This window comes from Lactimicrobium massiliense, from assembly GCF_900343155.1.
In the GTDB taxonomy this organism is placed as follows: domain Bacteria; phylum Bacillota_I; class Bacilli_A; order Erysipelotrichales; family Erysipelotrichaceae; genus Bulleidia; species Bulleidia massiliensis.
Genome location: NZ_OUNG01000005.1, coordinates 1 through 25,547, shown reverse-complemented (window position 1 = coordinate 25,547; position 25,547 = coordinate 1). Strand labels below are relative to the sequence as shown.

The following is a 25,547-nucleotide window of genomic DNA, read 5'->3' as shown; positions in this document are numbered from 1 at the left end:
ATTACTCCATTACATATTCATTTGCAAAATCATAAATTGCCTGACGCAGAGCATTTCTATACTTTAAACGTCTGAGTGCCTTTACTTCATCATCAGTAGACATTTCCTGATAAACAAGCGACCCCCGATAAATGATGTCATTCATCTTCCCTGCTTCATCAAGATCCTGCTCTCCATAATCATGATTTGCAATCAGCCGCAAGAAATCATCACTGGAAATAACATCTGTGATTCCCCACTTATTACGGAAATCAAGAACCATCTTATGAACGGACGCTGTCTGTGCTTCCTGAATCACCTTATTTACATCTGTACCATTATTGTTATTAATCACTACTAGAGCATTGTTAGAAGGATACAGCTTTTCGTAAATAGCATCAGCTGCCTGCCTAACTGCCTTTGCAAATTCTGGATTCTCCAGACTGGACGCAAATTCACGAATCTTATCTCTGGTCTCTTGTGCCTTCTTCATCTCATCGTTGTGAACTTCTTTCATCAGCTTTTCGATGAGCTCAGTCAGGTATTTATAATCAACGTGCACTTCTTTGAGATGGACAACTGTCAGATCAACGTCAGACGGCGGTATGTTCTGCTTTTTACCAATTACCCTCTTCAGTTCATTTGTAAGGGAAGTTGAAAGAATCTTGCTCTCATCCTCGGTCAAACCAATATCATGGATGAGCTTCTCCGGATGCTCATAATCATATCCTTCCACTGTGCCATCTTCATTTTCCTTTAACGGGTACTGTTTCAGCTTTGAAAGATTCGAATTATATTTCTGCAGCTTCTCCAGCATGATATTTCTATCTTCATCATCTGTCGGAATATGATCAAAATTCTTCGTCAATACACGAAGCTCTGATGCAAGCAATTTTGTTTCATTCAGTACTTCTTTGAAAGGCTTAGCCAGAATGTTATCATCGATTAATTTTCCTTGATCGCCATAAGTGATATGAGCATTTTCCTTATTAGAATACTTGGTCAGTGCCAGATTCATTTCATTCTCACTCTGCTTCGGCCAACGGTAATTAACAACCTGTCCCCATGGTTTATCCTGCATATTTTCAATACGGTTAGTACGAGAGTATGCCTGAATCAGACCAGCCCCGTGAAGAACTCTATCTACATAAATTGTATTTAAACCAGGTGCGTCAAAACCGGTCAGCAGCTGATTGACCACAATACACAGATCCAGATAATTGCCATCATCCGCACTCTTATCAAGACGAGAAACTACATCTTCTTTATAACCGTTGTAATTTCTCATATCAAAATGCGTACCAAACAACTGTGAGTAATCAGTGACGGCCTCTTCCAGTCCCTTGTTGTTACTCATCATATCATCGCTATTTGTATCGTCCTCTGTTACAAGGATGGCCGTCTTGAGCACAGTCTCCCCTGTTTTCTCATGTTCATGGTTAACCTTCTGAATTTCGTCATAGTACATCAAGGCCATCTTGATACTTGAACCAACAGATACGTGTGTAGTTAAGAGAGCATTGTATTCGCCATCATTGGAGCGGTTCTTCCATTTTGAAAATATGTCTTTAACGACTGCTTCAACATGCGGCTGATAATTATCGTAAACATGCGAAAGTTTATCATTCTCGACTTGATCTGGAGTCAGATGACCAATTGCATATGAGATCTGTTCTTCTGTCCAGTCGGGATGCTGATCCTTATACATTTTCGGGAGGATCTCATCATACAGAACTGTTTCAGGAATGGTATCTTCAAAGTCGACCTTAAAGCCTAAAACATTACTGTCTTCTATTGCCTCACGAATTGTATATTCATGTAATGGCTCACCAAAAACATCCTTAGTTGGTCTGCCGCCGTCTTCTGTATCAAAGGTCGGTGTTCCCGTGTACCCGATCCATCCAGAGCGCTTAAATGCATTCTGAATTTCAGCAAACTTATCACTATTCGTAGAACGGTGTGCCTCATCAACGATAAATATTATGTTCTTCTCAGGTGACTTGAATGTCTTACGCTTCACAAGATTGTAAAGCTTCTGGGTTGTGGTCACCACTATGTCGTTTCTCTTTGATTTCAGTCTATTAGCTAATTCTGTTGTGTTATGTACATCAGAGATCTTGCCGACATCATCATCATTTACGTACTCCGGATCATAAGCCCGATACTTTTCAAATGTCTGACGGGTTAACTGTTTACGATCAACAACAAAGACCACCTTGTCTACACCCGGAAGTCTGGTTGCAAGCCATGCTGTTTTAAAGCTGGTGATGGTCTTTCCTGATCCAGTCGTATGCCAAATATAGCCGAGCTTCTCAACTCCCATATCTAGGGAGACCTTTTGTTTGATGGATTCAATGACAGCCTCAGTTGCGTAAACCTGATACGGCCGCATAACCTTCAGCCCTTCCTCGTTTCTGGTTCCATCCAGAATCATATAGGTAGTGGACATCCGGTGTGCCGCCGGGATTGAAAGGAACAGGTCTGCAAACTCCTGCCATTTATAAACATTGCCGTTATCACTACGGCGCTGCCATCTGAAGGCAAAGTCCTTATTAAATCTATCAGATGTTGTATTGGCCATGTATTTGCAGTCATATGGTGTCATAGCCACAAGGATCTGTATCGTTGAATAAATATCCGTATACTGCAGCTCATCCATATAGTTATGCATTTGGTTCAGAGCATCATTTACATCAATTTTCTCGGCCTTAAGTTCAATCTGCACAATTGGTAAGCCATTGATTAAAAGCGTTACATCAAAGCGTCTGTCTTTCTTACCAGGAATTATTGCAGGGCGTTCGATCTGATTTGCAACTTCATAAACTGTATTTCCTGCTCCAACCTGACTCTGGTCAAAAACGGTAAGAAACACATGCCTGCCATCATCCAGATCAACTTCCACCTGGGATACACCATTGTAGCCATATAGAAATTGTCCCGCTTTGAATGGGGTAGTTAGCCCATTGATGATCTTCTTAACCTGATCAAACTCTGTGATGCTAAGTGGATGATCCAACTTGTCCTGATTGTTCCGATAAAGAATATCAGCAAAGTTCTGCCATAAATCTGCTGTTGTTTTCAGATCGTCACGATATGTCCAGAGTTTTTTGCGGTAGCCGCCATATGCAGTTGGTCCGGTCTTTCCAGAGCATAGAGAATTGATTAAGTCTTGCTCAAATTCCGCTTCCTTTTTCGTACTTTCACTCGTTTTTGCCATTATGTTTACCTTCTTTGTCAGTTAATGCCAGCAGCTTTTCTTAAGGCCCCAATAACAAACTGTTCCTTTAATTGCTTTGATTTCTCCCTCAAATATGAAACATGCAGTTGTTGATAATATGTATTGCCGATTGTTTCCTGCATTTTTAAATCCGGCAGATGATCAATCTGCACATCAAGCAAAGACTTCATAGATGTTCTTTTTGCAACGGAAACTCCGCTGCCTTTACCGATTTGATTCTTTATGTCCTCACTGCAATTCAAAACGAACAGCAGATATTTTTTATTGATCATCCAGCTTGTGGTCAATTTTATGTAGTTGGGGGTTAGAAGGAACCCACTATGTTTTTCTTGCACAATCACTGCAGTTTGATTCATCAAGCAATAAATCAAGTCACCGGTATTTGTCGTCAGCACTTCATCTGGAGTACATATACGATTTATTTTTGTTAGGTCTTCTGGTTCATCAGACTGAAATAAGTCAGATTCTAAATGATCCATATTATATACATAGTACCCTGGAGCATCACCTTCATCGGCCGTGGCTAATCTTGCGGTTTGCCCCCCAGCCCTTATGCTCTCGCAGAGTTCTGATATCAGCATATTTACTCCTCCGTCAAGACCATTTTAGCATAAACTTTTTCAAACATTTATGTATTTTGATTAAATTACAGTTTCAAGCCATCGACAGAACTGCTTAACTATATAAAATGAAATTATGTTCATAAAAGTATTTCGATTAAATTACACGGAGGTGAAGATGGAAAATATTGAAAAATCTGTAGAACTTAGATCAGCATCACCCGACGGCATTCGACGCGGAAAACTTGAAGGGATCTGGTATCCCGAGCATCATTGCATCACAATTCGAAACCCTCATACTCGTTTAGAAACAAAATTTATGTTCAACTCTTCCAATGGAACAGTTATCGCCGTTTCACACAAATATTAAAACAACGGTTCATCATCTACCGTAATCATTATATAGCCATTCAGAGCTGCTAGACGGCCGGCATCACATCTCTCTTGAGGTGTGTCCGGCCGTCTTTTTGTTTCTACAAATTTGCCCTGAGCACGGCGTAAAACTACTCAATCATCAACCCATTCATCCCGGTGCACAGCGATGGCTCGAATAAATTGATGGTTCACAACTGAATAAAACAAGTGTCCAGTCAACGAGCATGGCTGGCCGATTTCAAAGCGGTTAATTCCGTTCTGATCTGGTCAGTCATGCTCTTTTTCATTGCCACTCCTTCAGTCCGGAGCACCGCACTGGAGGACAACATGAAAGACAAAATTAATGCACAGCTTAACGACAACGGTTTCTTAGCAACAGCAAATGATGATTATAAATTCAACTTCAAGAAGAACGGTAAAGTAGACCTGAATTCAGCACCTGAAGGTTTCTCCTTCACCCCTTATCCGCTGTATTCAAAAGAATCCATCAAGCAGCTGCATCTTGATCCAAGATTTGTGATGAAGCACAAGTTCAGCGGTACAACCATTCTCAGCTTCTTCTTTATCGAAGAATCAGGAAAGTCAGAGCAGAATATCAAGGCCATAAAGAAAGAGATTTCATATAATGAGCGGCGTGCAAAAGACACAAGCAACTTTTCCGATCTCTGCACAACAGATGACGACGGCGAAATCATCGACTTCGACTCGCCTGGATCAAATGACACTGAAAGAGAAGCCATGGGCTATATTGAGCAAGAAGATATCAAAGATGAGCTTCATCGGATGGATTTTGTTAATATTCAGTACAACAAGCTCCATCCGAAGGCTGTCCAGAAGACAACTCGACACGTTGACATCTTCGTTCGTTACTTTATCTGGATGGATACGGTAACCGAAATTGCTGAAGAGCTCGGTATGTCGCAGTCCACTGTCAGCAGATCAGTTGACCGGATTAATGAAATCATCAAAAAGTATGAAGGAGAAGAATAATTCTCATAAACACAAAGTGAGCAGCAGACTGGGATCATTACCCATCTACTGCTCTTTCTTTAGTCCTGTCTCACTGTGATTGTCAGTTTTCCATCATCACACTGGACATTGAGCGGAGTGTTTTCATTAAAGCCATATTGCTTCAACCAATCACCCTGTAGTCGGATCTGCGGGACATAGACATATCTGTTGTTATACCAGTAGTCTTTTTTACCACGTACCGATAATGCCGAATAAACTTTCACTTTGCGTGTTTCTGACATTTCAACTCTCCTCCTTCATATAATAATTAGTCTGAAGCAATGATGATCCCACGGAGGAGTTTTGATAATTTGAGTATACCGGATGATGTTTCTGGTGAAAATACCCTTTTTTGTCATAGTCGCAGTTAAGTTGTCACAACCCGGAAAAATCGCAGTTTAGCTATTCTGCGACCCTGTTTTTGCCCGAAATCGCAGTTCTGCCATTACAGTACCGACCGCAATTCCTTCGCAATCAAAAAAGACCTCTATTTTTCTCAATGATGAGAAAAATGGGGATCTCAAAAAAGCCTTTATTTAAGCCAAAATCCGATACTTCTGTATTACTGCCTGGTGAGCAGAACCACTGTCTCAACGTGCCCCGAGACCTCTTAACTGCTCACTTTTTGCATCTTGGTAGTTCAAGGAAACAAATCTATGGGTACCACTGTCTGCGGGAAAATATCCTTTGCTGGGCTTATAAATTAAGCTTGCTTTTAATGAATTTCACTATAGCCCATATGATAAAAACAAGAATTGCAGTCGTTATCATTCCAAGCATATGTCAACCTCCATCAATCATCTTTGTCATCAGTATGAGTGTTTTCTACCAGCTCGTAAGGAATATACATATTGTTTCCCTTAATATACATTTGCAGCTGATTTTGTTTTACGTAATCTATTTCACTCAAGGCGTCAGCAAATACATTAACGCCACTATTTTTATCGTGCTCAGATTTTTTTAATCGCTCGTCAACGGAAAGAAATCTGTCATGATCTCCTGCAAATAATTTATCAAAATCAAATTGAGATGGGATGCGCTTGAGAACACTCTCATATACTTTGTCAAATCCTCTATAAGCCGGGCCGATAGCATAGTCGATCGATGAGGAAAGATACTTGTCAATCCAGTCGAAGCATTCCTGAATAAACTCTCTGTAATCTTCTGCTTCATTTTCTATGCGATCTCTAACATTAGAAATATTTGCAGCATCAAATTTCTTTAGTAAAAGATCTTCTATATAAATTGAGTATGCGTGTATGTAAATTGCAGAATGGTAATTCTGCATAAATCTCTGCATTTTTACAATTTGTTTATTTGCAGCAATCATTGGATGAGGCAGGATGGGAGCATTTTTTATTTCATTTATTTGTGACTTATATAAATCAACACTTGATAATGCATCTTTTTTTACCGCAGCGACTTGCATCAGATCATGCTTAACAGACTCGTCATCGTTCCAATTATATTTATAGTCATCTAGCACCTGATCCAGAAGTTTCAAATCGCCTGACAGTTCCGATTCTTTTTCCGCATAGAGAAAATCAAGTATCTCGTGTTGCACTTCGGATATTTCATTTAGCTTATGTTGAATATTCATTAAGGCAAAAGCCATAAAAGTTTCCATTGGATCAAATGTCACCTGACGTAAACGCGCTTGTGCCATTTTTCCATCTTTTATTCCTGATCCCAGATAAGCATCTTCATTCTTAAAATGAGATAATGATCCGTCAAAACCTTCTGGAAATGTAACTTTATAGATTCCTTCACCACCCGGCTTAACTCCGGTTTGAATAAACTTTTGTAATGAATCGCCTGCTAATCCGAGTGATGATAAATCATTGACAGAAACTTTGTAGTAATTCTTAGGAATCTCATCTTCAGTTATATCCACTAATTCAACATCAGCGTCAGCCTTTTCAATCTCATTCATAAGTTTCTTTTCTCCCCTATTATCAGGAACTGATATTAGCTGCTTGCGCAACTGATTAATTAGATAAATTCTATCATTATCAATAACCTGCTACCACAAGAAAAAGAGACCGTTCCCCGCAGAATAGTCGCAATTTTCTTCAGATCTCCACTTCAGTTTTCATCCCGGCTTTCATCGTAAAGATCAGCTTATCTGGAAACACCTCAATCTTCTCAATGAAGTCACGCACCAGCAGGTCATCATAAGCCAGTGTATTATCTTTTTCTAATTTCAACTTCTCCCGGAGCTTTTTGATGCGGTCCAGGTTGCCATCATTCAATGCTTGCTGCTGAGTCAGCTGAGCTTTGCGATCTCTCAACTCCTGAATTCGTTCAACCAGATTGTTGAATTCATCGTTGTTGTTTACCTTCTTAACCACCTGCTGCTGAAGCTCCGTCAATTCAGCATCAATCTCTTTGAGCTCCTTGGAATTTCCATCACTTATTTCAGTAAGGATATCATTTTGTAGTTTTTCATATTCTTCATCCGGATTGCAGATGGTCTGTTTGATGGCCTGCACCACAGCATTCTGAAGATCATCCTCATGAAGGATCGGCCCATCACAAGCCTTCAACCCATTTTGCACTCTTGTTCTGCATTTCCATCTGTAAAGCAGCTGGCCATGTGCTTTCCAGGTAAGCCTCCGGTATGGACTGCCGCAGCTTCCGCAAACCAGAACATTCTTCAGTGCATTCTTGTATGTATAGCAGCATTTTCCGTTTGTTTCCTTTCTCATTGCTGCGCGTCTCGCAATTTCCGCCTGAACTTCCAGGAAGGTCTGTTCTGGTATGATCGCCTCATGGCTATCTTTGACATAGTATTGTGGAACTTCGCCATGATTTGCTGCTCTTTTCTTCTCGAGAAGATCAACAGTATATGTTTCCTGCAGTAGAGCATCACCCATGTATTTCTCATTCTTCAGGATCTGCTCAATATTGGTTCCATGCCATTTCTTGTTCTTGGCACCGTTGAGAATTCCATCTCGTTCTAAGCCCGCTGCAATGCTGGTCGTTGTCCCACCGGCAAGGTATTCTCTGGTTGTTGTCCAACTTAGGGGGTTCACTTCAGTATTGGCCCTTTTCTTTCGACTGAAATTGGCCGTTTTCTCCCTGCGTAAAATGGCCCATTCCGCCCGGCTCTAACAACAAATCATCAATTGATACAGAAAAACAGCTGGATATTAGCTTTAAGCTGGGTGCCAAGATGATGTTAGAGGTTATGGAAGAATAACAAAATATAGGGTACACGATCAGCCGGGCAGTTGTTAATTGCTCGGCTGATTTTCTGCCAAAACAACACTATCTTCTTTACTCAGAAAGTCATAGAATTTTTCCAACTCATCAATTACCAATTGGCCAATTGAATGTCCTAAGAAATTGCTCTCATTAATATTATGTACGGTTAGAGTGCTGATCAGCTTTTCATTAAAGTTATACATCCGGTTCTTTTTTAAAAACTCTTCTAAGCAAACCTCTCCAAGCCTATCCTTATCACAAAGATGATGAACAGCAAAAGCCACACTCATTTTGAATCGAAGTAATGTTATTTGCTCTATATCTGACATACTTTCCGACAGCAAAGAAATATAATGAAGCGAAACAGGATATCTAATATATGGAATACACCCATATTCTACGCATGACACAATAACATCTATCGCTTGTTGTATACATCCAAATACAAGTATAAAGAAATTATACGAGTCTGATTTATTCGCATCAATCATGTATTGTGTCTGTGATGATGCTATTCTAAATCGCTCTTCCAACGGAAGTGTGGAATCATCATCTTCGGAAAACATTATCAATCTTCCAATGTCTTCACGAGCAAAGCGAACAATATCTTCGATGCTGTTACACTTTACAAAATAGTCATTTAGACTATTGATTCCATTAAAAAGACTTATGAATGCTTGTTCACCAGCCTTATAGAGTGAATTATGGTCATTTGACTGGTTAAGAAGCCTCAATGGCAATATGAGAATTTCTTCACGAACATTTTCTAACAGCTTCAGATTATCTTCCGCCGTCACTCCAATTTGCTTATACAGAAATTCTGCATTTTTTCCTTCTGGCATTTTGGTTTGCATTGTTGAATATCTGATCAATGGATCATCAAGAACATGCTTTTCTCCAATTATCAAAAAGGGTAAATGCTCATTATCATCAAAATCCATATAGGTTGCGGCCGTAAATACATAACTGTTTTTACCCGGAAACCAAGACTTTAGATATAGTTGTACTTCCTCAATATGACGAAGCCAAAACAGATTGATTTCATCTAACGCTTCCGGAGCATGGTGGCTTTTTAATTTCGGCAGCAAAGCTGCGAGTAGTGTCTTATATTCAGATTGGATCAATTGAATTTTATTCAATAATAGGTTCGATTTCAAAATTTACTACCTCATTTAACAACTGTTCTGGGATACCATAAAGCTCGTTCAAAAAAGATATGGTTTTGTTCATAACCATAACACAATCTGGTAAAACTGTTTTCAACCTTGTTTTATCATCAATATCCGGGACACAATGATATTTGTGCGCCGGATTGTTACATTTCAACAGGGAAGATTCACGAATGGCTCCCCACAATCCATGTTCAAAAGAAGAATCGTAGTCATAATATAGGCCATAAAGATTTTTTTCATCAACACTTTCTGCCTTGATCCTTATGTTTTGCTTATCGAAGTATTTGGTGTCCATATCAATGAATTCTTCACCTTTGAATTCATTAACTAACGCTTCGACAAATTTTTCATCAAAGTGCGATTCGTCTGAAACGTCACTTTCTCTATGCCTTTCTAAAACCAACTTATACAAGCCAATGCCGTACAGCTGGTAATCACGCCATATATTATCGTGAGACGTTTCGTTTTTAACGAGATATTTCATCATAATATAGTCTTCTATCAGGACACGTACACAACTTCTACCAGAGATAGAATTAAACAATTGATGCTCATAAATTTCTTTTAGCCGCTTATACGAATATGTAGCAATGCCAAGTAAAACACTCATTTTTTCGTCAAGCGGATTAGTTGTTATAAATAATTCTGAAAGATACGCAAAAACTTCATACAGTTTTTCCATATATGCAGTAATATTTCTTTTTTCCTCTGGAAATTCAATAGCAAATACACTGCAATCTGTCATTTCGCTTACACACCTCCAAAATTCCTTTAAATATATAGAGTCAACTTTCTCAAAAGTCAAAATCATCATCTCAAGAGAACGTACCAAGGGACGAGCCATTCGCATTATTTCATCAGTGTGTTGAGATGTTGGATAAACAGCCAACAAATCCACCTGCTCTTTTAGAAGATGCACTTTTCCCGAAAGCAAATTGAAATAGAGGGCCACAAACCTAATATCAGTTGATTCATCGGATTGATGATCCATTATGTCACGCATTGTTTGAATTAGCGATTCGCACCTATCCTCAACGCTCTGATCGGAACAGTAAAAACACTCAGCAAAAATAGGTGCCTTGCTTGCCGTAAGGAAAATAGTTAATGGTACAAGTGCTTCTTTAGCCCCGATGTCAATGATGTAATCAAAAAATCTCTTTTGAATATCTATGTTAAGTTTTAGTATCTGAGACAATCGTGCGGTATATAGATCGGGAGCCAATTTATGTAATGTAGAAATTATTCCATAAGACTTTTTCAGTCCTTCATCTCGTCCGTAATATTTCAAAATTAAGCCAATCCAAAGATACTCTGGCATACGACCATAGGTCCATGACTTCTCGTCTTCAAGTTCATGCATCAATGGCAATGTATTTATTGGAGCTATAAATTTCCCCTTTTTAAAGGTATGCTCAGATAATTTGCTATGTCTCATTGCCTTTTACCTTTCATCTTGACTGCTACCGATTTTTACATTTATTGTCCTAAAAAATAGCGGAAGCGCCTCAAAGAAATGCCGCTACCCCCTCCGGTCTGAAATCCAGCTGAACTCCCAAAATTCAACGCCTGCCTTCGCAGCATTCCTGAAGGTTTGTGACACCTCCTCATAGTGCATTGACCTCAGACGTTCCATCTTTTCTTTTATACGATACTGGAAAACCTGCAGAAAAACAGCCTTCTCATGATCCTTAAGTGATCCAGCAAGCTCGTTAAGGTGTTTTACCATCCTGTCAGTTGATGAAAACGGCTGGCACGAGTCAACGAAATAGATAATCATTCCCTGCGCCTGTTCACATAAACGCGGTCAGGAACATATCCATTGCCTCGTTATCTATTCCTGTACTACCGTTCCGTTCCTGACTGCATCGGCAAAGGCTAAGATGCTTTCTGATTTCATGATAGCAAGTCCTTGTCTTTCATCGCCAAGTACCACCAACTGATCTCCAGGTGAAATCTCAAATATCTTTCTTGCTTTAGCAGGAATCACAATCTGCCCTTTATCACCTACAGTTACCATTCCGAAGAGATGTTTTCCTTTTGGTGGAAGCGGCATCCCCATGCTATCCTCCGATTTATAATTGGCCAGATCATCAAGCGACACTTCAAATATTTCCGCAAGTTTTTTACACTTGTCCAAATCAGGAACAGTTTCTCCGGTTTCCCACTTTGCTACAGACTGCCGGGAAACGCCAACTATATCAGCTATATCTTCCTGCGTCATATTTTTCATTTTTCTAAGTGTTATCAGATTGTCATGAAACATCGTTTTTTCTCTCTTTCTTTATTCCGAGCACCGCCCATCTGAAGAATGGTATTCTGGAGATTACGGCATTCAAGGCATATGCCACCACAAAGCCTGCAATCAAGCTGATAATATAAATCATAGTTGTCGGAAGATTACCTGGTTTTCCAAGAAGCAGGGCTGCTGTTGATATCCCAAGGTAATGAAATACATATAACCCAAAATTGTTTTTACTCATCCATATCGTAAAAGCGTTTTGCTTATCAGCATACTTTGCTGCACCGCTAAGAATCGCCATGCTTGCAAACCATCCGAAAACTGTAAACAGGATCGATCTGTTGATAGGGGCTTCCGCATAGTTGTCACCAAAGTACATGATGCAGAAGGCTGTTCCAACACCTACACCAAGAACAAGCAGCAATACAAAATATTTTTTCAGTGTCGCAATTACCTCATCATGTGAAAACACAAAGTAGCCAAGCAAGAAAGCAGCTCCGTAATATCCAAACCGATAAACCACAACAATCGGCGTGTTAAGAATCTGCGCTGCTCCCCATATTACAAGAGCCATCAAAAGTATCGCTATGAAGTTAGCCTTTCCACCCAATTTCCACAGCCTGTCCTTATCTATTTTTATGACGAGAAGAAGAACCATCGAAAATAGCCAAAGCAGCTGTATGTACCACAGAACTCCCGTTCCGCTTAACACCATAATGAAATACTTGATCACGGCAGGCACTTCGTGCATGGAATCAAAAGCGTTGCTTATTGACATGCTGACATATCCCTGGATGAACTGAAACGCAAATAGTCCTACGGTAGAGGGAATAAGCAGCTTCCTTGTCCTGTTTTTCGCAAATTCCTTTGCGGTGTGACTGTCCAGATAATATCTGGAGCATATTCCCGATACAAGGAATAACAGAAGCATAAACCATGGATAGACCGCATATAGGAAAATGTCATAATACTGCATATCAAGAGAAGTAATCTTTCCAGCTCCTCCGAGAATGCCTTCGCCATTATACATGTAAATCACATGATAAATGACAACCAAAACTACAGTTACCCATCTGATATTGTCTAAGTAGTATTTCCTCATGTATTTCTCACTTTTGCAATTTATTTTAACATTATTTTAATTGCAAGGTATACCCATGTCTACCAATCAAACCGAACATTTATACCTCTGAAATGTTAAAGCTGGTTGCGAAATCTAAAATTTCTTCAGCACAAAGCTCACCTCCCACAACCTCCCTTAGCTTGTAGCACTGACCAGCTTCACTTGATATCCGTCAATATATTTCCGCAGATATTCTTGATGCCGTTCAACATGGCATTGAACGCATCACTCCGCTGCCGCCGCTTTCTTTCTTTTCATCAATAAACTCATAGTCTCGACCAACCCCAAATAGTAAAATCGTTTACTCGTTTTCTGAAATAGTAAAATCGTAGCCACGCCACTGCTCCTGACCAGTTCCCTCAGACATAAAAAGAGGGCTTCCATCACACCGAGCACGCTCTGCTCCCGGTGACAGAAACCCCAGTAAATCAGGCTTTTTCAGCCCTTTTTCTTCAAGAATGTGTTAGTAGACAGACGGTCTCGATGTGCTTGCTGCTGTCAAACAGATCAGACAGCTCATCATCATCGAAACCGGTGAGCTTCAGGTCATCCGGATCCCTCTGATCAAACAGATCAGCAAGCTTTGTATCATCCCAGCGGCCTGTGATCTTGTTGAGAGCAACGTTGAGTGCCTTCTCTTTAGCCTTTGCACATAATTTACCTGTGCCACTTGAATATACCGATGTGGCGAAGCCGGGTTTCCGGTGAAACCAAGGCCACTTTTTCAAAGACTGATTTGATGTGATTCCGGACCTCTAAGGCCACGCAGATTTGTCAGGATTCCTTAAGAAACCTTCTTTCTATAATGACGATGAGGCTGATTGCCTCACTTGTACGAAAGGAGGTTTTTTATGTCAAAGTACAAGGAGATCCTGCGGCTTCTATCAACCACAGGACTATCGGGCAGACAGATCGCCAGCCAGCTTCACGTTGGCAGGGATTCTGTGGCTGCTGTCCGACAAGCGTCGTCTTCACTGAAATTGCAATGGGAGGAGGTGAAAGACAAGAGTGAAGACGAGATTCACCAAACGCTTTTTCCAAGGAAGAAACAGGAGTCTATTCAGGTAAAGCCGGACTTTAACGAAATGCTCAAGGACTATGATCGTATTCCCGGCATGACTAAGAAGGTCCTCTGGGAAGACTACGTCAAAGAGGTGCAGGCGACAGGAGGAATTCCCTATCAGTACTCTCAGTTCTGTGAATTGTTTGCGCGGGAAGCCACGGTCAATAATGCCACTATGCATAAACAGCATAAGCCAGGAGAGCGGATCGAAGTTGACTGGGCGGGGACGAAAGTACCTATCACAGATCCGGATACCGGGGAAGTTACTTACGGGTATATGTTCGTTGCGGTTCTTCCTTATAGTCAGTACGCTTATGCGGAGATCCTTCCGGATATGAAGTTGGAGAACTGGATCGGGGCTCATGTGAATATGTATGAGTTCTTCCGCGGTGTTACTCCTATCCTCTTTTGTGACAATCTCAAGACTGGTATTCTTTCTCACCCGGAAATGGGCGACTGGGTTGAAAACCCCAGCTACCGGGAAATGGCAGATTACTATGACACCGCCATCCTGGCTGCGCCGGTGAGGACTCCGAAAGCCAAGGCATCCGTGGAAGGAACGGTAGGTAAACTCACTTCAAAGATCATTGCACGATTATATAAGCAGAAACCCGGAAGCTTCTCCGAAGCAGGCAAATTATGCCGGGAATATCTGAACCAATTCAATGCGGATAAGTTCGAAAAACGGGAAGGTTCTCGGCTTGAAGAATTCATGACAATTGAGAAGCCCCTTCTTCACAGCCTGCCACGTGAGCCGTATGAGTATGGGATATGGAAAACTGCCACTGTTCAGCTGAATTATCACATCGCCGTTGATCGTATGTACTACAGCGTTCCGTTCCGTTATATTCATCAGAAGGTACGCGCACGCATTTCGAAATATAAGGTCGATATCTATTTGGACGATTCCAGAATCGCTTCTCATCCACGTTTATACGGTCATCCTGGCCAGTATTCAACAAATCCGGAGCACATGCCCGCAAACCACAAAAAGGCTCTGGACTGGAGCGGAGACCGCTTCCGCAAGTGGGCAGAATCTATCGGCCCATCTGTATACGAGGTAATCGATCAGCTTCTGAAATCCTACAAAGTTGAAGAACAGGGATATAACGCCTGCATGTCCATCCTGAAATTCGCAGACAAATACACCCCTGAGCGGTTAGAAAAGACCTGTGCCAAGGCCTTATCTGTTATCACTGTTCCCCGCTACAAGGATATTAAGTTAATCCTTGAGCACTATCAAGGCGAGCCTGACCAGGAAGCTGTGCATCCGGAATCTCATGCCATTGTCCGTGGAAACGAGTACTACGGAGGCAAACACTAATGGACCAGTCAACTCTTGATAAACTCAGAAAGCTTCATCTGAAGACTATGGCTGCTGCCTATGAAACACAGGATTCAGTGCCCGGTATCATGGATATGACGTTCGATGAACGCTTATCTTTCCTTGTGGATGCAGAGATGGATTCCAGAGATAACCGGCGACTGAGCAGAAGGATAAAGGAAGCACATTTTCCTGATTCAAATGCGGTAATCGAAGGTATTAAATATTACCAGGACCGTAATCTTAACCGCAATCAAATCACGGCTCTGGCAACGAACCAGTATATTCATAAACCCAAAAACATTCTGGTAACTGGTGCCACCGGCGCAGGCAAGACTTATATTTTGGCAGCGTTAGGAAACAGAGCCTGTCAGCAGAACTATAAAGTTCTGTATATTCGAATGCCGGAACTGTTCAATGAAATTGAGCGTGCAAAGATGGAAGGAGAATATGAAAAGCTACTGAAGAAATACCACTCCAGAGACCTTCTAATCATTGACGACTGGCTCCTCTATCCTGTCAAAGAAGGACAATGTGAACAGATCCTTGAAGTCCTTGAAGGAAGATACCGGCATAGTGCAACGATTGTCGGCTCTCAGTACACAGAGGACGGCTGGAGAGAACGTCTCGGAAGTGGCGCAGTTGCCGAAGCAATCATGGACCGACTCACAGCATGCGCAGAGCGGATCATGATCCTTGGAGACAAGTCAATGCGAACCAGAAATGACTGACATTCACCAACCCGGATAGACGGCGAAACCCGACTTGGAATAAAACAAGCCGGGTTTCACATGCATGAGGGTGGCCTTACAACTCCGGAACGCAGGACTTCGGTGCCGAAATTGACTGGTAATTTTTGCCCGGCCTTGACACTCCGGACAAACGGCCTTGAAGATCCGGAACACTGGCCCTAGGATGACCGGAATATTCAGCCACTGATGGGCGGTATTCCGAATCACTGCTGTTTCGCTTTATTTCCCGTGAGATCGTTGATTTGGACCGGTGAAGCTCTGTCGCTATTTCTGTGACAGTTTTCCTGAGAACTAAATATTTCATGATCTGTTCACGTTCTTCCAGTGTAAGATGATGATGGCAGTACATAATAGTCTCTTTTCTCAATGTCATCTTTACAAACTTCATTGTATCAAGACACTCTGAGCTGCCTTTCTTATCTGTTGCGTTTAGATTGTAAATTCAAGGCCAATAACAAGTATGCGGGATGATCCTCGAACACACAAGTTAATGGAGGGCTTTTAAAAATCAGCTCATAGAGCTTTAAGAGCATATGTTCAACTTAGGAACACATCACTTGAAAGAGCTGATAGAAGAGCGATACCTTTTCTTAATGATTCTGAACAATGTTGCTCTGCTTACATTTAGCTTTGAACACATATATTTCTGAGTGATTTCGCCTCTCTTCCATTTCTCATACAATTCTTCTAAAAGAATATAATCGATAGCTTTTGGTTGCCTACCTTTATATTTTCCTTCCTTTTTGGCAATCGCAATTCCCTCAGCTTGGCGCTGTCGGATTTGAGACCGCTCCAGTTCTGCCATTGCAGCAAAAACAGTTAGCATAAACTGCCCCTGTGGAGTATTAGTATCAATCCTTTCCTTCTCTGACACAAAAGATACCTTTTTCTGTTGCAACTCATCAATGATATCCAGAAGGTCATGCGTCGATCTTGCAAGACGTGAAATTGATTCAACATAAAGGATGTCACCTTCACGAATGAAGCTTAACATTTCCTGTAAGCCTGGCCGATCTCTGCTTTTGCCAGAAACCATATCTGTATAGATCTTTTCGCAGCCTAAATCCTTCAATATCTTCTCTTGTCTTGCCGTGTTTTGATCAATGGTACTGCATCGGCAATATCCTATCTTCATTTCAGAGACCCCCGTATATTTCAATAGAGTATAAATATTACATGAAACATATATGTATCATATGAATTATATTAAACCATATTGTGAAACACAACTTTGTATGAATCAATTGAGTATACCCTAGTGATACACATTAAGACGACATGCTCATGTGAAACGGCTGCAATGCTCATCACTGTTTAAGGTCTGATCACCTGACCACAAGAAAAGCAATCTTATGAGTGCTTGGCTTTCACCATGATTCTGCTATATCTAAGTTAGAAAGTTAGAAAGAACAACTGTCCCATGCTTGGATTAAGTTCCCATGTGGTTGGCAGCTGTTCTTTTTCTTTGTCTCCTATATGGGGGGCATGTCCCCTATATCCGCACCCTACCCCAACCACGCCCGATAACTGCGAATTTTTTTGGCTCAATCCCAAAACCTGTTGATATGACGCCATGTGGGATGGAGATATAGTACGAATATAAAAATGGATCTCGTATAATTGTGTGTACCCAAACATACAAGATAGGAGATCCATATGAATGTTAACACACAGCCGCTTATTCAGGGAGAATTAATTGATACAAGATCAGACGATCTGCGCTCTGATGCACATGATCTGATTGATTCAATTTCTGATGTGCAACTCCAGAGTGGCATTTTAACATTCTCATCAGGTCTGCCATCCTTTACCCAGGTTGGTATGCCGGAAACGGCCGTTAAAGAGATCTCTGTGGGCACATCATCCAGAACTGCCAGGCGCAGTGTCACTGAATACTTCTTTAAGGGAAAGCTGAATCGTCTGAACGGACAGCCGATCTACTGCAGTTGCTGTGGCCAGGAAACGGTGTATAACGGCACAACTGAGGTTGACTTGAAACACATTCCTATGGGAGGTATCTATACTCATATTGTTGTATCCAAGCAGAGAGCACTCTGCCAGAATAAGAACTGTCCGGTCAGTACTTATACAGAACCATTAGATTTCAAGGCTCAGGGACATCTGATTACAGCTGCTCTTGAGAACTATACACGCGATCTGCTTCGCTTTGGACTGACAATGAAGGAAATATCCATCATTACCGGTTTAAGCAAGAATACAGTCAAGGAGATCGATAAGAAGCGCCTTCAGGAACTGTATACCGTTAATGGTGAAGGCAAGGAACTGAAGAAGCCTGCAGAATGCCTGGAGTATCTTGGCATTGATGAATTTCTTCTTCATAAAGGCCATAAATACGCTACGCTGATCATGGACCTGAAGAGCGGACATGTGCTGTACCTTGCCTATGGCAAGAAGAAACAGACTGTATATGACTTTATTGACTGGGTCGGCATCGACTGGATGAAGAACGTGAAGGCAGTGGCCTGTGATATGAACAGTGACTTTGAAGAAGCCTTTAAAGATCGCTGTGAATGGCTGGATATTGTCTATGACCATTTCCATCTGATCAAAAACTTCAATGACAAGGTGGTATCAGAAGTCCGTAAAGAGGAACAGAAGCGCCTGATAGAAGAAGGCAATACAGAAGCTGCCAAAGCTCTCAAAGGCTCTAAGTATGTTCTGATGACAAGTGCTGAAACAAGAAAGCAGAAGGAAAAAGATGCCAAAGCGGGCAAAACCATTGCCCGTGGAAGCGATCTGTTCAAGAAGCCGGAGGTGAAGCAGAAAGCAGGCATTGAAGAAGAATACAAGAAGCTATTGGATGAAAACAAGCTGTTCTTCACCATGGATCTGGTAAAGGAACAGCTTGATAAAGCATACAGAGCAAATAGCGAAAGAGGCATGAAGATTCATATTAACCGGATCATACGCACCTGCAAAGCAACAGAGAACAAGCATTTCATATGGTTTGCCAAGCTGCTTGAGGAACACATGAAAGGAATTATCTCTCATGCAAGAGTCCATATCTCATCCGGCAAAGTTGAAGGAACCAACCAGATGATAAAAACATTGAGACGCAAAGGATACGGCTATCCAGATGATGAATATTTCTTCCTGAAGATCATTGATGCCAGCAGGAAATTCTCATGACCTCTGGGTACATCTATCAACAGGAATTAGGACTGAACCAAAATAATCAAGCGTCCAGAGATGGGCGCTTTTCTTTAGAAAGGAAGTCACTCAAGAAGATTTGGACTTATATCGTTATTTGGATGACGATCCAGATCATTATGAAGATCATCATCTCTGCCCTTTCTGCCTAAGCAATATGTATCGCAAAGATTCCTATCATTTCAAAAAACAATAATATTCATTCCATCACTATATTTATGACTCTTTTATTATGCCTTGATATGCTTGTGATCTTTTCTGTTGATTTCACATATTCAAAAACCCGAATTGAAATTCTTATAATACAAAAGAAAAAGATGCTGTTGATATACAGCATCCTGCGTCTGCCTCATTCAGAATGATTCACTTCCTTTTCATTCTTCTGATACCAGACTGCACAAATGATTTTAGCTGCGATCAAAGCGGCAAGCAGTATGGTCAGAAGAACCATCATAAGTATTCCTCAGCCTTCAGTTATTTGTTGCGGCAGGAAACTCGAGGTTTCTTCCGTCTTTTCCAAATACATGAGCTACTTCGCCCGGGAAAGTGAAATCAATTTCCTCACCGATGGAGAATTGTCTTTCATTCAGGCCCATCGTATCTACGATGATGATGCCATCCTTGCCCATGGCATTGACATGAAGATGAATCTGAGATCCCATCATCTCACTGACATCAACGGTTGCCTTGATCATCTTATCCGGATCGCCTTTGAGTTCAATATGTTCCGGACGCACACCAACGGTAACATTCTGTGATTCAACATGCTCGCTTGCTAATCTTTCCTCTTTGTCTTTGGAAAGTTCAATCATGGCATTTTCAACCTGTACGGAGTATTTGTCTCCGTCTTTGATAAGCCTTGCATCATAGAAGTTCATCTGTGGTACACCAATAAAGCCGGCCACGAAAATATTTAACGGATGGCTGTAAACTTCTTGTGGTGTTCCTACCTGCTGGATGACGCCGTCTTTCATGACAACAATACGGTCACCCAGTGTCATTGCTTCCGTCTGGTCATGCGTAACATAAATGAAGGTCGTATTGATCTTCTGTCTTAATTTGATGATCTCTGCACGCATCTGGTTTCTCAGCTTCGCGTCAAGATTGGATAATGGCTCATCCATCAAGAGAACTTTCGGATTTCTGACAATTGCCCGTCCGATGGCAACTCTCTGTCTCTGCCCGCCTGACAGTGCCTTCGGCTTGCGGTCAAGGTATTCTGTGATGCCCAGTATTTCCGCTGCTTCATTTACCTTGCGGTTGATTTCATCTTTCGGTACCTTTCTTAATTTCAGCGGGAATTCCATGTTTCCTCTGACCGTCATATGCGGATAGAGGGCATAGGACTGGAATACCATCGCAATATCTCTGTCCTTCGGCGCAACATCATTCATGCGTTTTTTATCGATATAGAGATCACCTCTTGTGATTTCCTCAAGTCCTGCGACCATGCGCAGGGTTGTGGATTTGCCACATCCGGAAGGTCCTACCAGAACAATGAATTCCTTATCCTGAATGGAAAGATTGAAGTCATCAACAGCAAGCACACCTTCTTCGGTGACTTTCAGATTATGCTTTTTCTCTTCTTTTTCTTCTTTTCTGCGTTTTCTCTTACTGGTCTTTTCCGTATTTGGATAAACCTTGGTGATATGTTTTAATTCTACTGAAGCCATATTATTTTCTCCTTTTGCCCCGCATGTCTGCGGATTATGAGACCATGAAATGGTCTACTGGCTTTATTTAACTAAATTAACCTTTTACAGAGCCGACCATGACACCGGTTACGAAGTATTTCTGTACAAATGGATACAGAATCATCATAGGAATGATGGAAATCATAATTGTTGCATATTTGATGAGCGGTCGGTAGATCATGACATCTTCACCACTTGCATCAGCAACAATACTGTTTTCAGTTGACTGAAGAACGATTTCACGAAGTACAAGCTGCAGCGGCCATAAGCTTCTGTCCTGCAGGTAAATCGATGCGTTGAACCATTCATTCCAATGCTGAACAGCATAGAACAATACGATAACTGCAACGATTTCCTTACTGACCGGCAGAATAATTCTGGTCAGAATCTTGGCATCATCTGCCCCGTCAATGCGGGCTGACTCAATCATTTCTTCTGGTATATCCATAAAGGATGTACGCATGATAATGATATTGAATGCCGTTAAGGCACCAGGAAGAATGACTGCCCAGCGTGTATTGTAAAGGCCGAGCTTATTCATGACGATGAAGGTTGGAACAAGTCCTCCGTTGAAGATCATGGTGAATACAACCATCTTGGAGAATGCCTTGCCGAACATCAGATTCTTTCTGGACATAATATAGGCAGCCAGAATATTCAGAACCAATCCGATAAATGTCGAAACAACAACATAGAGGATGGTATTTCCATAGGAGCGCAGAATGTTTGAATTCTGCATGACCAGCTTGTATCCGCCAAGAGTTGGTGTTCCCAATGGTTTCAGAAACAGTCCGCTGTGAGCAGCAACCTGAAGCGGATCGCTGATGGATCCCATGGCAACATGCCAGATCGGCAGCAGGAATATCACACATAGTAATGACAGAATAATGGTATTGAATATGGAAAATATTTTTTCACCTTTAGTGCGCTTATTCATAACAGCCTCCTTTACCAGATGCTGGTCTCATTGACCTTGCGGCTGATCAAGTTGGCAACTGTAAGCACGATCAGATTGATGACAGAATTGAACAGGTTGACTGCCGTGGAGTATGAATAGTCTGAATTCAGAAGACCCATACGATAAACGTAACTTGCAATAACATCACCTGTTTCATAGGTGGATGGACCATACATCAGGATGATCTTTTCATAGCCCACTCCCATGATCTGACCAAGACGCAGTATCAGTAATACGACAATTGTTGAAGAAATGCCCGGCAGGGTCACATGAAGCGTCTGCTGCCAGCGGTTGGCACCGTCAATGCGGGCTGCTTCGTATAAGGTAGGATCAATGGCCGCAAGAGCTGAAATGAAAATAATGGAATTATAGCCAAGATGCTGCCAGAGGTTTGATCCGATATACAATGTACGGAACCACTTTGGTGAAGAAATGACTGCGTCGCCAGTCCATCCGAATTTTTCAGCAATGATTGTAAACAAGCCATTTGATTTACCAAAATCAAAGAGAATGGAAACGACAACGACGACAGAAATGAAGTATGGAAGATAGGATACTGTCTGGACAAACTTCTTGAACTTGGCATTTCTGACTTCATTCAGGCATAATGCAAATACAATCGGCAGCGGGAATGAGAACAGAAGGCCGTAGAAGCTGATCAGAAGAGTGTTTCTCAGTAATCTCCAGAAGTTAGGAGAAGAGAAGAAGCGCTGGAAGTTCTGCAGGCCGACCCACCCACTTCCAAAAATGCCCTTGCGCATGCTGTACTTCTGAAAGGCCATGACAATTCCGGCCATTGGCAGATAGTTGAATAAAAGGAAATAAATAACGACTGGCAGAGCCATCAGATACAGTTCCCAGTGATCCTTGAAATCTTTCTTCAGTCTCTGGCCAAAACTTTTCTTTTTTGTTTTAGTTATATCTTTTGTCATAATGGAAACCCTTATATAAAAATGGAAGGAGCAGAGAGATCACCTCACTGCTCCTAGGATGAAGCGAATTTATCTAGCGTTATAACGGTCTAATGCTGCCTGACGGAGCTCAATGCAGCGGTCAATACCCATGTCTTTCAGAGTATTTCTGTAATCATCATATTCATCGAGGGATCGCTCACCATTGATGAACTTGACATTGTTTTCCTGAACATACGATTCAATTTCAACATACAGATTGGAATATTCTGTATTCTCATCAGCCGTCATTGTGCAGGTTGTCGGAATGAAATCGGTTGGTTCATACTTGGACCAGATCGGATATGCAGCAGATCTTTCCTTAGGCATCTGCTCAATCTGAGCTGCTTCTACACGGATGTTAGGATTCTTTGCCCAGTACTTCACAGCAACTGTTGCAGAATCAAGTCCATCCGGGTTGTGGTAACGGAAGTCATAGTTGCCGATGCGGTGACCATCTTTAGGATCAGCATTCCAGACAACACCCTCTTCACTGTCGATACCATAGTTTGCATTCAGATAAACATCCTTTGCATAGAATGTATCCAGCCACTTGATGGCTTCCTTGATATGTTCGCTCTTGGCATTGACCAATGTGCAGACATTCAGCATATTCATGTAGTTGCCGGAAACCATGCGCCATGCAGGATCTGCAGAATCAGCACTCTTCTTCGGCTGTGGAGCTGCGACTGCCCAGAAATCAGGATTTGTTGCACCTCTGGAAATATAGGCATCCGTCATACGTGTGCCATAGTCTACCAGTGCGCCGACCTTGTCGTTCAAAATCATATCGCTATCAGCTGTAATGCCACTGGACTGTCTGGTAGAGAAGTCAGGATCAAGCAGTCCCTTTTCATACCAGTCATGCATCATGGTCAGATAATCTTTATAGCCGTCTTCCATTGGTCCGTACTTGATTTGGCCATCATGCTGGTAGAAGTATGGAGCTACGCCATAGCCGGCCATGAATTCACCATTATCGATACCATACTTGGAAGTATAGAGCGGTGCTTCAATGCCAAGCTGATCTTTGAATGCGGTCAGAACCTTTTCCCAATCATCATATGTTTTAGGAACATCCATGCCTACTTTATCAAGGAAGTCCTTGCGGATGGAGAGGCCCTGGTCAGCATAGCCGTTTTCCATATTGTCCCAGAATCCCCACATGCCATACATCTTGCCGGAGTCGGTGAATACGTTCTTATCGACGCCGTCAATACTGTTGAGCCAGCTGACGTAGTTAGGTGCGATATCAAGGTACTGTGACATATCGACAACGTAGCCGTCATCAATGCAGGCATCCATACCGTCACGGTAGGACTGCTGGTCTACCTGGTTGTAAATAATGTCAGGCAGATTGTCAGATGTGAACAGGAGATTGAATGATTCAGCTTCGGATCCAGCCGGCGGAACAATGAATTCAATGTGAATGTTGGTCTTGTCTTCCAGCCACTGCCAGAATTCACCATCGTTGAAGTCGGCGAGGTTGCCCATGGATCCGGCCATCGGATACCACATTGTCAGCGTGATCTTTTCATCGCTGATCGGATAGGTCTCCTGATCGGTTTCACCTTTTACGACATCGGATTTCGGGATTTCAACTTTTGTCGTTTCCGTTGATGAGGATCCGGATGAAGCGGATGTGCTGCCGCTGCTGCAGCCGCACATGAGCATGGCGGCCGGCAGAGCAACTGCCAGCGTCTTTTTGATAATGCCTTTCATAAACTTTCCTCCTAAATGATTAAAGCATTGCATATGGATCATCACATTTGTGATGGTACTGCCTGATCGAAAGGCTCCGGGATATATTCAGCAAATATCACGTCATTGAATTCTTTGGAAATGATGTAGGCTGTAACTGGTACGCCTATCATCAGAACGATGACAAATAATGCTGGTATGAAGCGCCACAGAAACAGAGGAATAATGATTAATCCGAATGATTCTATGCCGAGTATTTTCAATGTTGAGATGAAGTTATGTAGAGCAAAGTACATGCTGTTGGTTAATGTACGGAAGATCGTGTTGTCAAATCTGCTTAAGGTCATGAATACATATGTGAAGTAGACCAGCCAGCAGAATAACAGCACAACAATTAATACTGCAAATACGACAGATACTGTTTTTCCGGCATTGATGGCACCAAGGGTCTGGATGAAACCGGCAGTCAGAATAATCAATACGGCCAGAAAGCCGGTCCCCAGAATCAGAGCAGGACGAATATTTGTCTTGAAGCTGTGAAAGAACATTCTGACAATGCTCTCCCCTTCGTCTCTACGCATTTTAATGCATGTATAATTCAATGCTGCCGTACTGGCGCCTATTGTCACAATCGGAAGTGAGCAGAGCAGCCACAGCACATTTAAAATCATCAGATTTGCGATTAACTGCAGCTTGCTGAAAACAGGACTGTCATCTTTCTGATTCATTTTGCTCATTTTCTTCCCCCCCGTGTATTTATGTCTAAGTTTCTTTATATTTCTGAGAGAGATAACTCAATGTCTAATCCTACTAGGCCTATTTAAGCGCTTTCATTATGGAAATGCAACTGCTATTTTTGACACTGTTCAAATAACAAGTTCATAATTGCTGTAAATTAAGCCATTTCATTGTTCATGATAAATTGCAGAAATTTTTTTTAGAATATCCATATGTTCAAAACCATTTGGATAAACAATATCTATTTCACGATTCATACTGAGATTTTCAATTGGAAGTGCCACAAGCTTCT

General features: G+C 41.7%; 23 protein-coding genes. 5 read left to right on the top strand and 18 right to left on the bottom strand.

Annotated features, from left to right (window positions below; translation table 11 throughout):
- Window position 1 precedes the first annotated feature (1 nt).
- Together DHU66_RS09420 and DHU66_RS09415 are read right to left on the bottom strand one after the other, a co-directional pair.
- Window positions 2-3,196 carry a type I restriction endonuclease subunit R gene (locus DHU66_RS09420; protein WP_108775709.1) on the bottom strand — a complete coding sequence of 1,065 codons (3,195 nt, stop codon included), beginning with the start codon at window positions 3,194-3,196 and terminating at the stop codon, window positions 2-4.
- A 17-nt stretch (window positions 3,197-3,213) separates the two neighbouring features.
- Entirely contained in the window at window positions 3,214-3,798 is a 585-nt protein-coding gene (locus DHU66_RS09415) for a hypothetical protein (protein ID WP_108775708.1), read from the bottom strand.
- Window positions 3,799-3,955: 157 nt separating this feature from the next.
- Here DHU66_RS09415 and DHU66_RS12070 point away from each other — a divergent pair, with 157 nt between their 5' ends.
- Together DHU66_RS12070 and DHU66_RS09410 are read left to right on the top strand one after the other, a co-directional pair.
- Entirely contained in the window at window positions 3,956-4,147 is a 192-nt protein-coding gene (locus DHU66_RS12070; RefSeq protein ID WP_135358353.1) for a hypothetical protein, read from the top strand.
- 278 nt (window positions 4,148-4,425) lie between these two features.
- Complete coding sequence (locus DHU66_RS09410) at window positions 4,426-5,142, top strand: ArsR family transcriptional regulator (protein ID WP_108775707.1); 717 nt, start codon at window positions 4,426-4,428, stop codon at window positions 5,140-5,142.
- 59 nt (window positions 5,143-5,201) lie between these two features.
- On the opposite strand, the gene DHU66_RS09405 is transcribed toward DHU66_RS09410, so the two are convergent.
- From DHU66_RS09405 to DHU66_RS09365, 9 genes are all read right to left on the bottom strand, one after another.
- Window positions 5,202-5,405 carry a SymE family type I addiction module toxin gene (locus tag DHU66_RS09405; RefSeq protein WP_108775706.1) on the bottom strand — a complete coding sequence of 68 codons (204 nt, stop codon included), beginning with the start codon at window positions 5,403-5,405 and terminating at the stop codon, window positions 5,202-5,204.
- 551 nt (window positions 5,406-5,956) lie between these two features.
- Window positions 5,957-7,096, bottom strand: coding sequence for a hypothetical protein (locus DHU66_RS09400; RefSeq protein WP_108775705.1), 1,140 nt, complete (start codon window positions 7,094-7,096; stop codon window positions 5,957-5,959).
- A gap of 139 nt (window positions 7,097-7,235) precedes the next feature.
- Window positions 7,236-8,198: a recombinase family protein gene (locus DHU66_RS09395; protein WP_108775704.1), complete on the bottom strand. Its 963-nt coding sequence runs from the start codon at window positions 8,196-8,198 to the stop codon at window positions 7,236-7,238.
- Between the two features lie 201 nt (window positions 8,199-8,399).
- Window positions 8,400-9,527 carry a hypothetical protein gene (locus DHU66_RS09390; protein WP_108775703.1) on the bottom strand — a complete coding sequence of 376 codons (1,128 nt, stop codon included), beginning with the start codon at window positions 9,525-9,527 and terminating at the stop codon, window positions 8,400-8,402.
- Window positions 9,502-10,902, bottom strand: a complete 1,401-nt coding sequence (locus DHU66_RS09385; protein WP_209451801.1) for a DUF5677 domain-containing protein — start codon at window positions 10,900-10,902, stop codon at window positions 9,502-9,504. The genes DHU66_RS09390 and DHU66_RS09385 overlap by 26 nt, the downstream gene beginning before the upstream one ends.
- A 159-nt stretch (window positions 10,903-11,061) precedes the next feature.
- Window positions 11,062-11,319, bottom strand: coding sequence for a DNA/RNA nuclease SfsA (locus DHU66_RS12710; protein WP_108775701.1), 258 nt, complete (start codon window positions 11,317-11,319; stop codon window positions 11,062-11,064).
- Window positions 11,320-11,373: 54 nt separating this feature from the next.
- Entirely contained in the window at window positions 11,374-11,805 is a 432-nt protein-coding gene (locus tag DHU66_RS09375; protein WP_074731462.1) for a helix-turn-helix domain-containing protein, read from the bottom strand.
- Window positions 11,795-12,883, bottom strand: coding sequence for an acyltransferase family protein (locus tag DHU66_RS09370; RefSeq protein WP_108775700.1), 1,089 nt, complete (start codon window positions 12,881-12,883; stop codon window positions 11,795-11,797). Before DHU66_RS09370 ends, DHU66_RS09375 begins: the two co-directional genes overlap by 11 nt.
- A 473-nt stretch (window positions 12,884-13,356) precedes the next feature.
- A complete protein-coding gene (locus DHU66_RS09365) occupies window positions 13,357-13,632 on the bottom strand; it encodes a hypothetical protein (protein ID WP_108775699.1) in 276 nt (91 codons plus the stop codon).
- Between the two features lie 123 nt (window positions 13,633-13,755).
- Here DHU66_RS09365 and istA point away from each other — a divergent pair, with 123 nt between their 5' ends.
- Together istA and istB are read left to right on the top strand one after the other, a co-directional pair.
- Window positions 13,756-15,291: an IS21 family transposase gene (gene istA / locus DHU66_RS09360; protein ID WP_108775698.1), complete on the top strand. Its 1,536-nt coding sequence runs from the start codon at window positions 13,756-13,758 to the stop codon at window positions 15,289-15,291.
- A complete protein-coding gene (gene istB / locus DHU66_RS09355) occupies window positions 15,291-16,022 on the top strand; it encodes an IS21-like element helper ATPase IstB (RefSeq protein ID WP_108775697.1) in 732 nt (243 codons plus the stop codon). The genes istA and istB overlap by 1 nt, the downstream gene beginning before the upstream one ends.
- Window positions 16,023-16,098: 76 nt before the next feature.
- Here the strand turns inward: istB and DHU66_RS12705 are convergent, their stop codons facing one another.
- Together DHU66_RS12705 and DHU66_RS09345 are read right to left on the bottom strand one after the other, a co-directional pair.
- Window positions 16,099-16,392, bottom strand: coding sequence for a helix-turn-helix domain-containing protein (locus DHU66_RS12705; RefSeq protein ID WP_425349076.1), 294 nt, complete (start codon window positions 16,390-16,392; stop codon window positions 16,099-16,101).
- Between the two features lie 204 nt (window positions 16,393-16,596).
- Window positions 16,597-17,178 (bottom strand): recombinase family protein, encoded by a 582-nt coding sequence (locus DHU66_RS09345; RefSeq protein WP_108775695.1) that lies wholly within the window; start codon window positions 17,176-17,178, stop codon window positions 16,597-16,599.
- A 521-nt stretch (window positions 17,179-17,699) separates the two neighbouring features.
- On the opposite strand from DHU66_RS09345, the gene DHU66_RS09340 reads away from it, so the two are divergent.
- Window positions 17,700-19,193 (top strand): ISL3 family transposase, encoded by a 1,494-nt coding sequence (locus DHU66_RS09340; protein ID WP_245309502.1) that lies wholly within the window; start codon window positions 17,700-17,702, stop codon window positions 19,191-19,193.
- Between the two features lie 491 nt (window positions 19,194-19,684).
- Here the strand turns inward: DHU66_RS09340 and DHU66_RS09335 are convergent, their stop codons facing one another.
- The 5 genes from DHU66_RS09335 to DHU66_RS09315 form a co-directional block, all read right to left on the bottom strand.
- Window positions 19,685-20,887 carry an ABC transporter ATP-binding protein gene (locus DHU66_RS09335; RefSeq protein WP_108775694.1) on the bottom strand — a complete coding sequence of 401 codons (1,203 nt, stop codon included), beginning with the start codon at window positions 20,885-20,887 and terminating at the stop codon, window positions 19,685-19,687.
- A 76-nt stretch (window positions 20,888-20,963) separates the two neighbouring features.
- Window positions 20,964-21,845 (bottom strand): carbohydrate ABC transporter permease, encoded by an 882-nt coding sequence (locus DHU66_RS09330; protein ID WP_108775693.1) that lies wholly within the window; start codon window positions 21,843-21,845, stop codon window positions 20,964-20,966.
- Window positions 21,846-21,856: 11 nt separating this feature from the next.
- Window positions 21,857-22,798 carry an ABC transporter permease gene (locus DHU66_RS09325; RefSeq protein ID WP_108775692.1) on the bottom strand — a complete coding sequence of 314 codons (942 nt, stop codon included), beginning with the start codon at window positions 22,796-22,798 and terminating at the stop codon, window positions 21,857-21,859.
- Window positions 22,799-22,867: 69 nt separating this feature from the next.
- A complete protein-coding gene (locus tag DHU66_RS09320) occupies window positions 22,868-24,538 on the bottom strand; it encodes a type 2 periplasmic-binding domain-containing protein (RefSeq protein WP_167836353.1) in 1,671 nt (556 codons plus the stop codon).
- A gap of 41 nt (window positions 24,539-24,579) precedes the next feature.
- Entirely contained in the window at window positions 24,580-25,254 is a 675-nt protein-coding gene (locus DHU66_RS09315) for a YesL family protein (RefSeq protein ID WP_108775690.1), read from the bottom strand.
- Window positions 25,255-25,547: the final 293 nt, after the last annotated feature.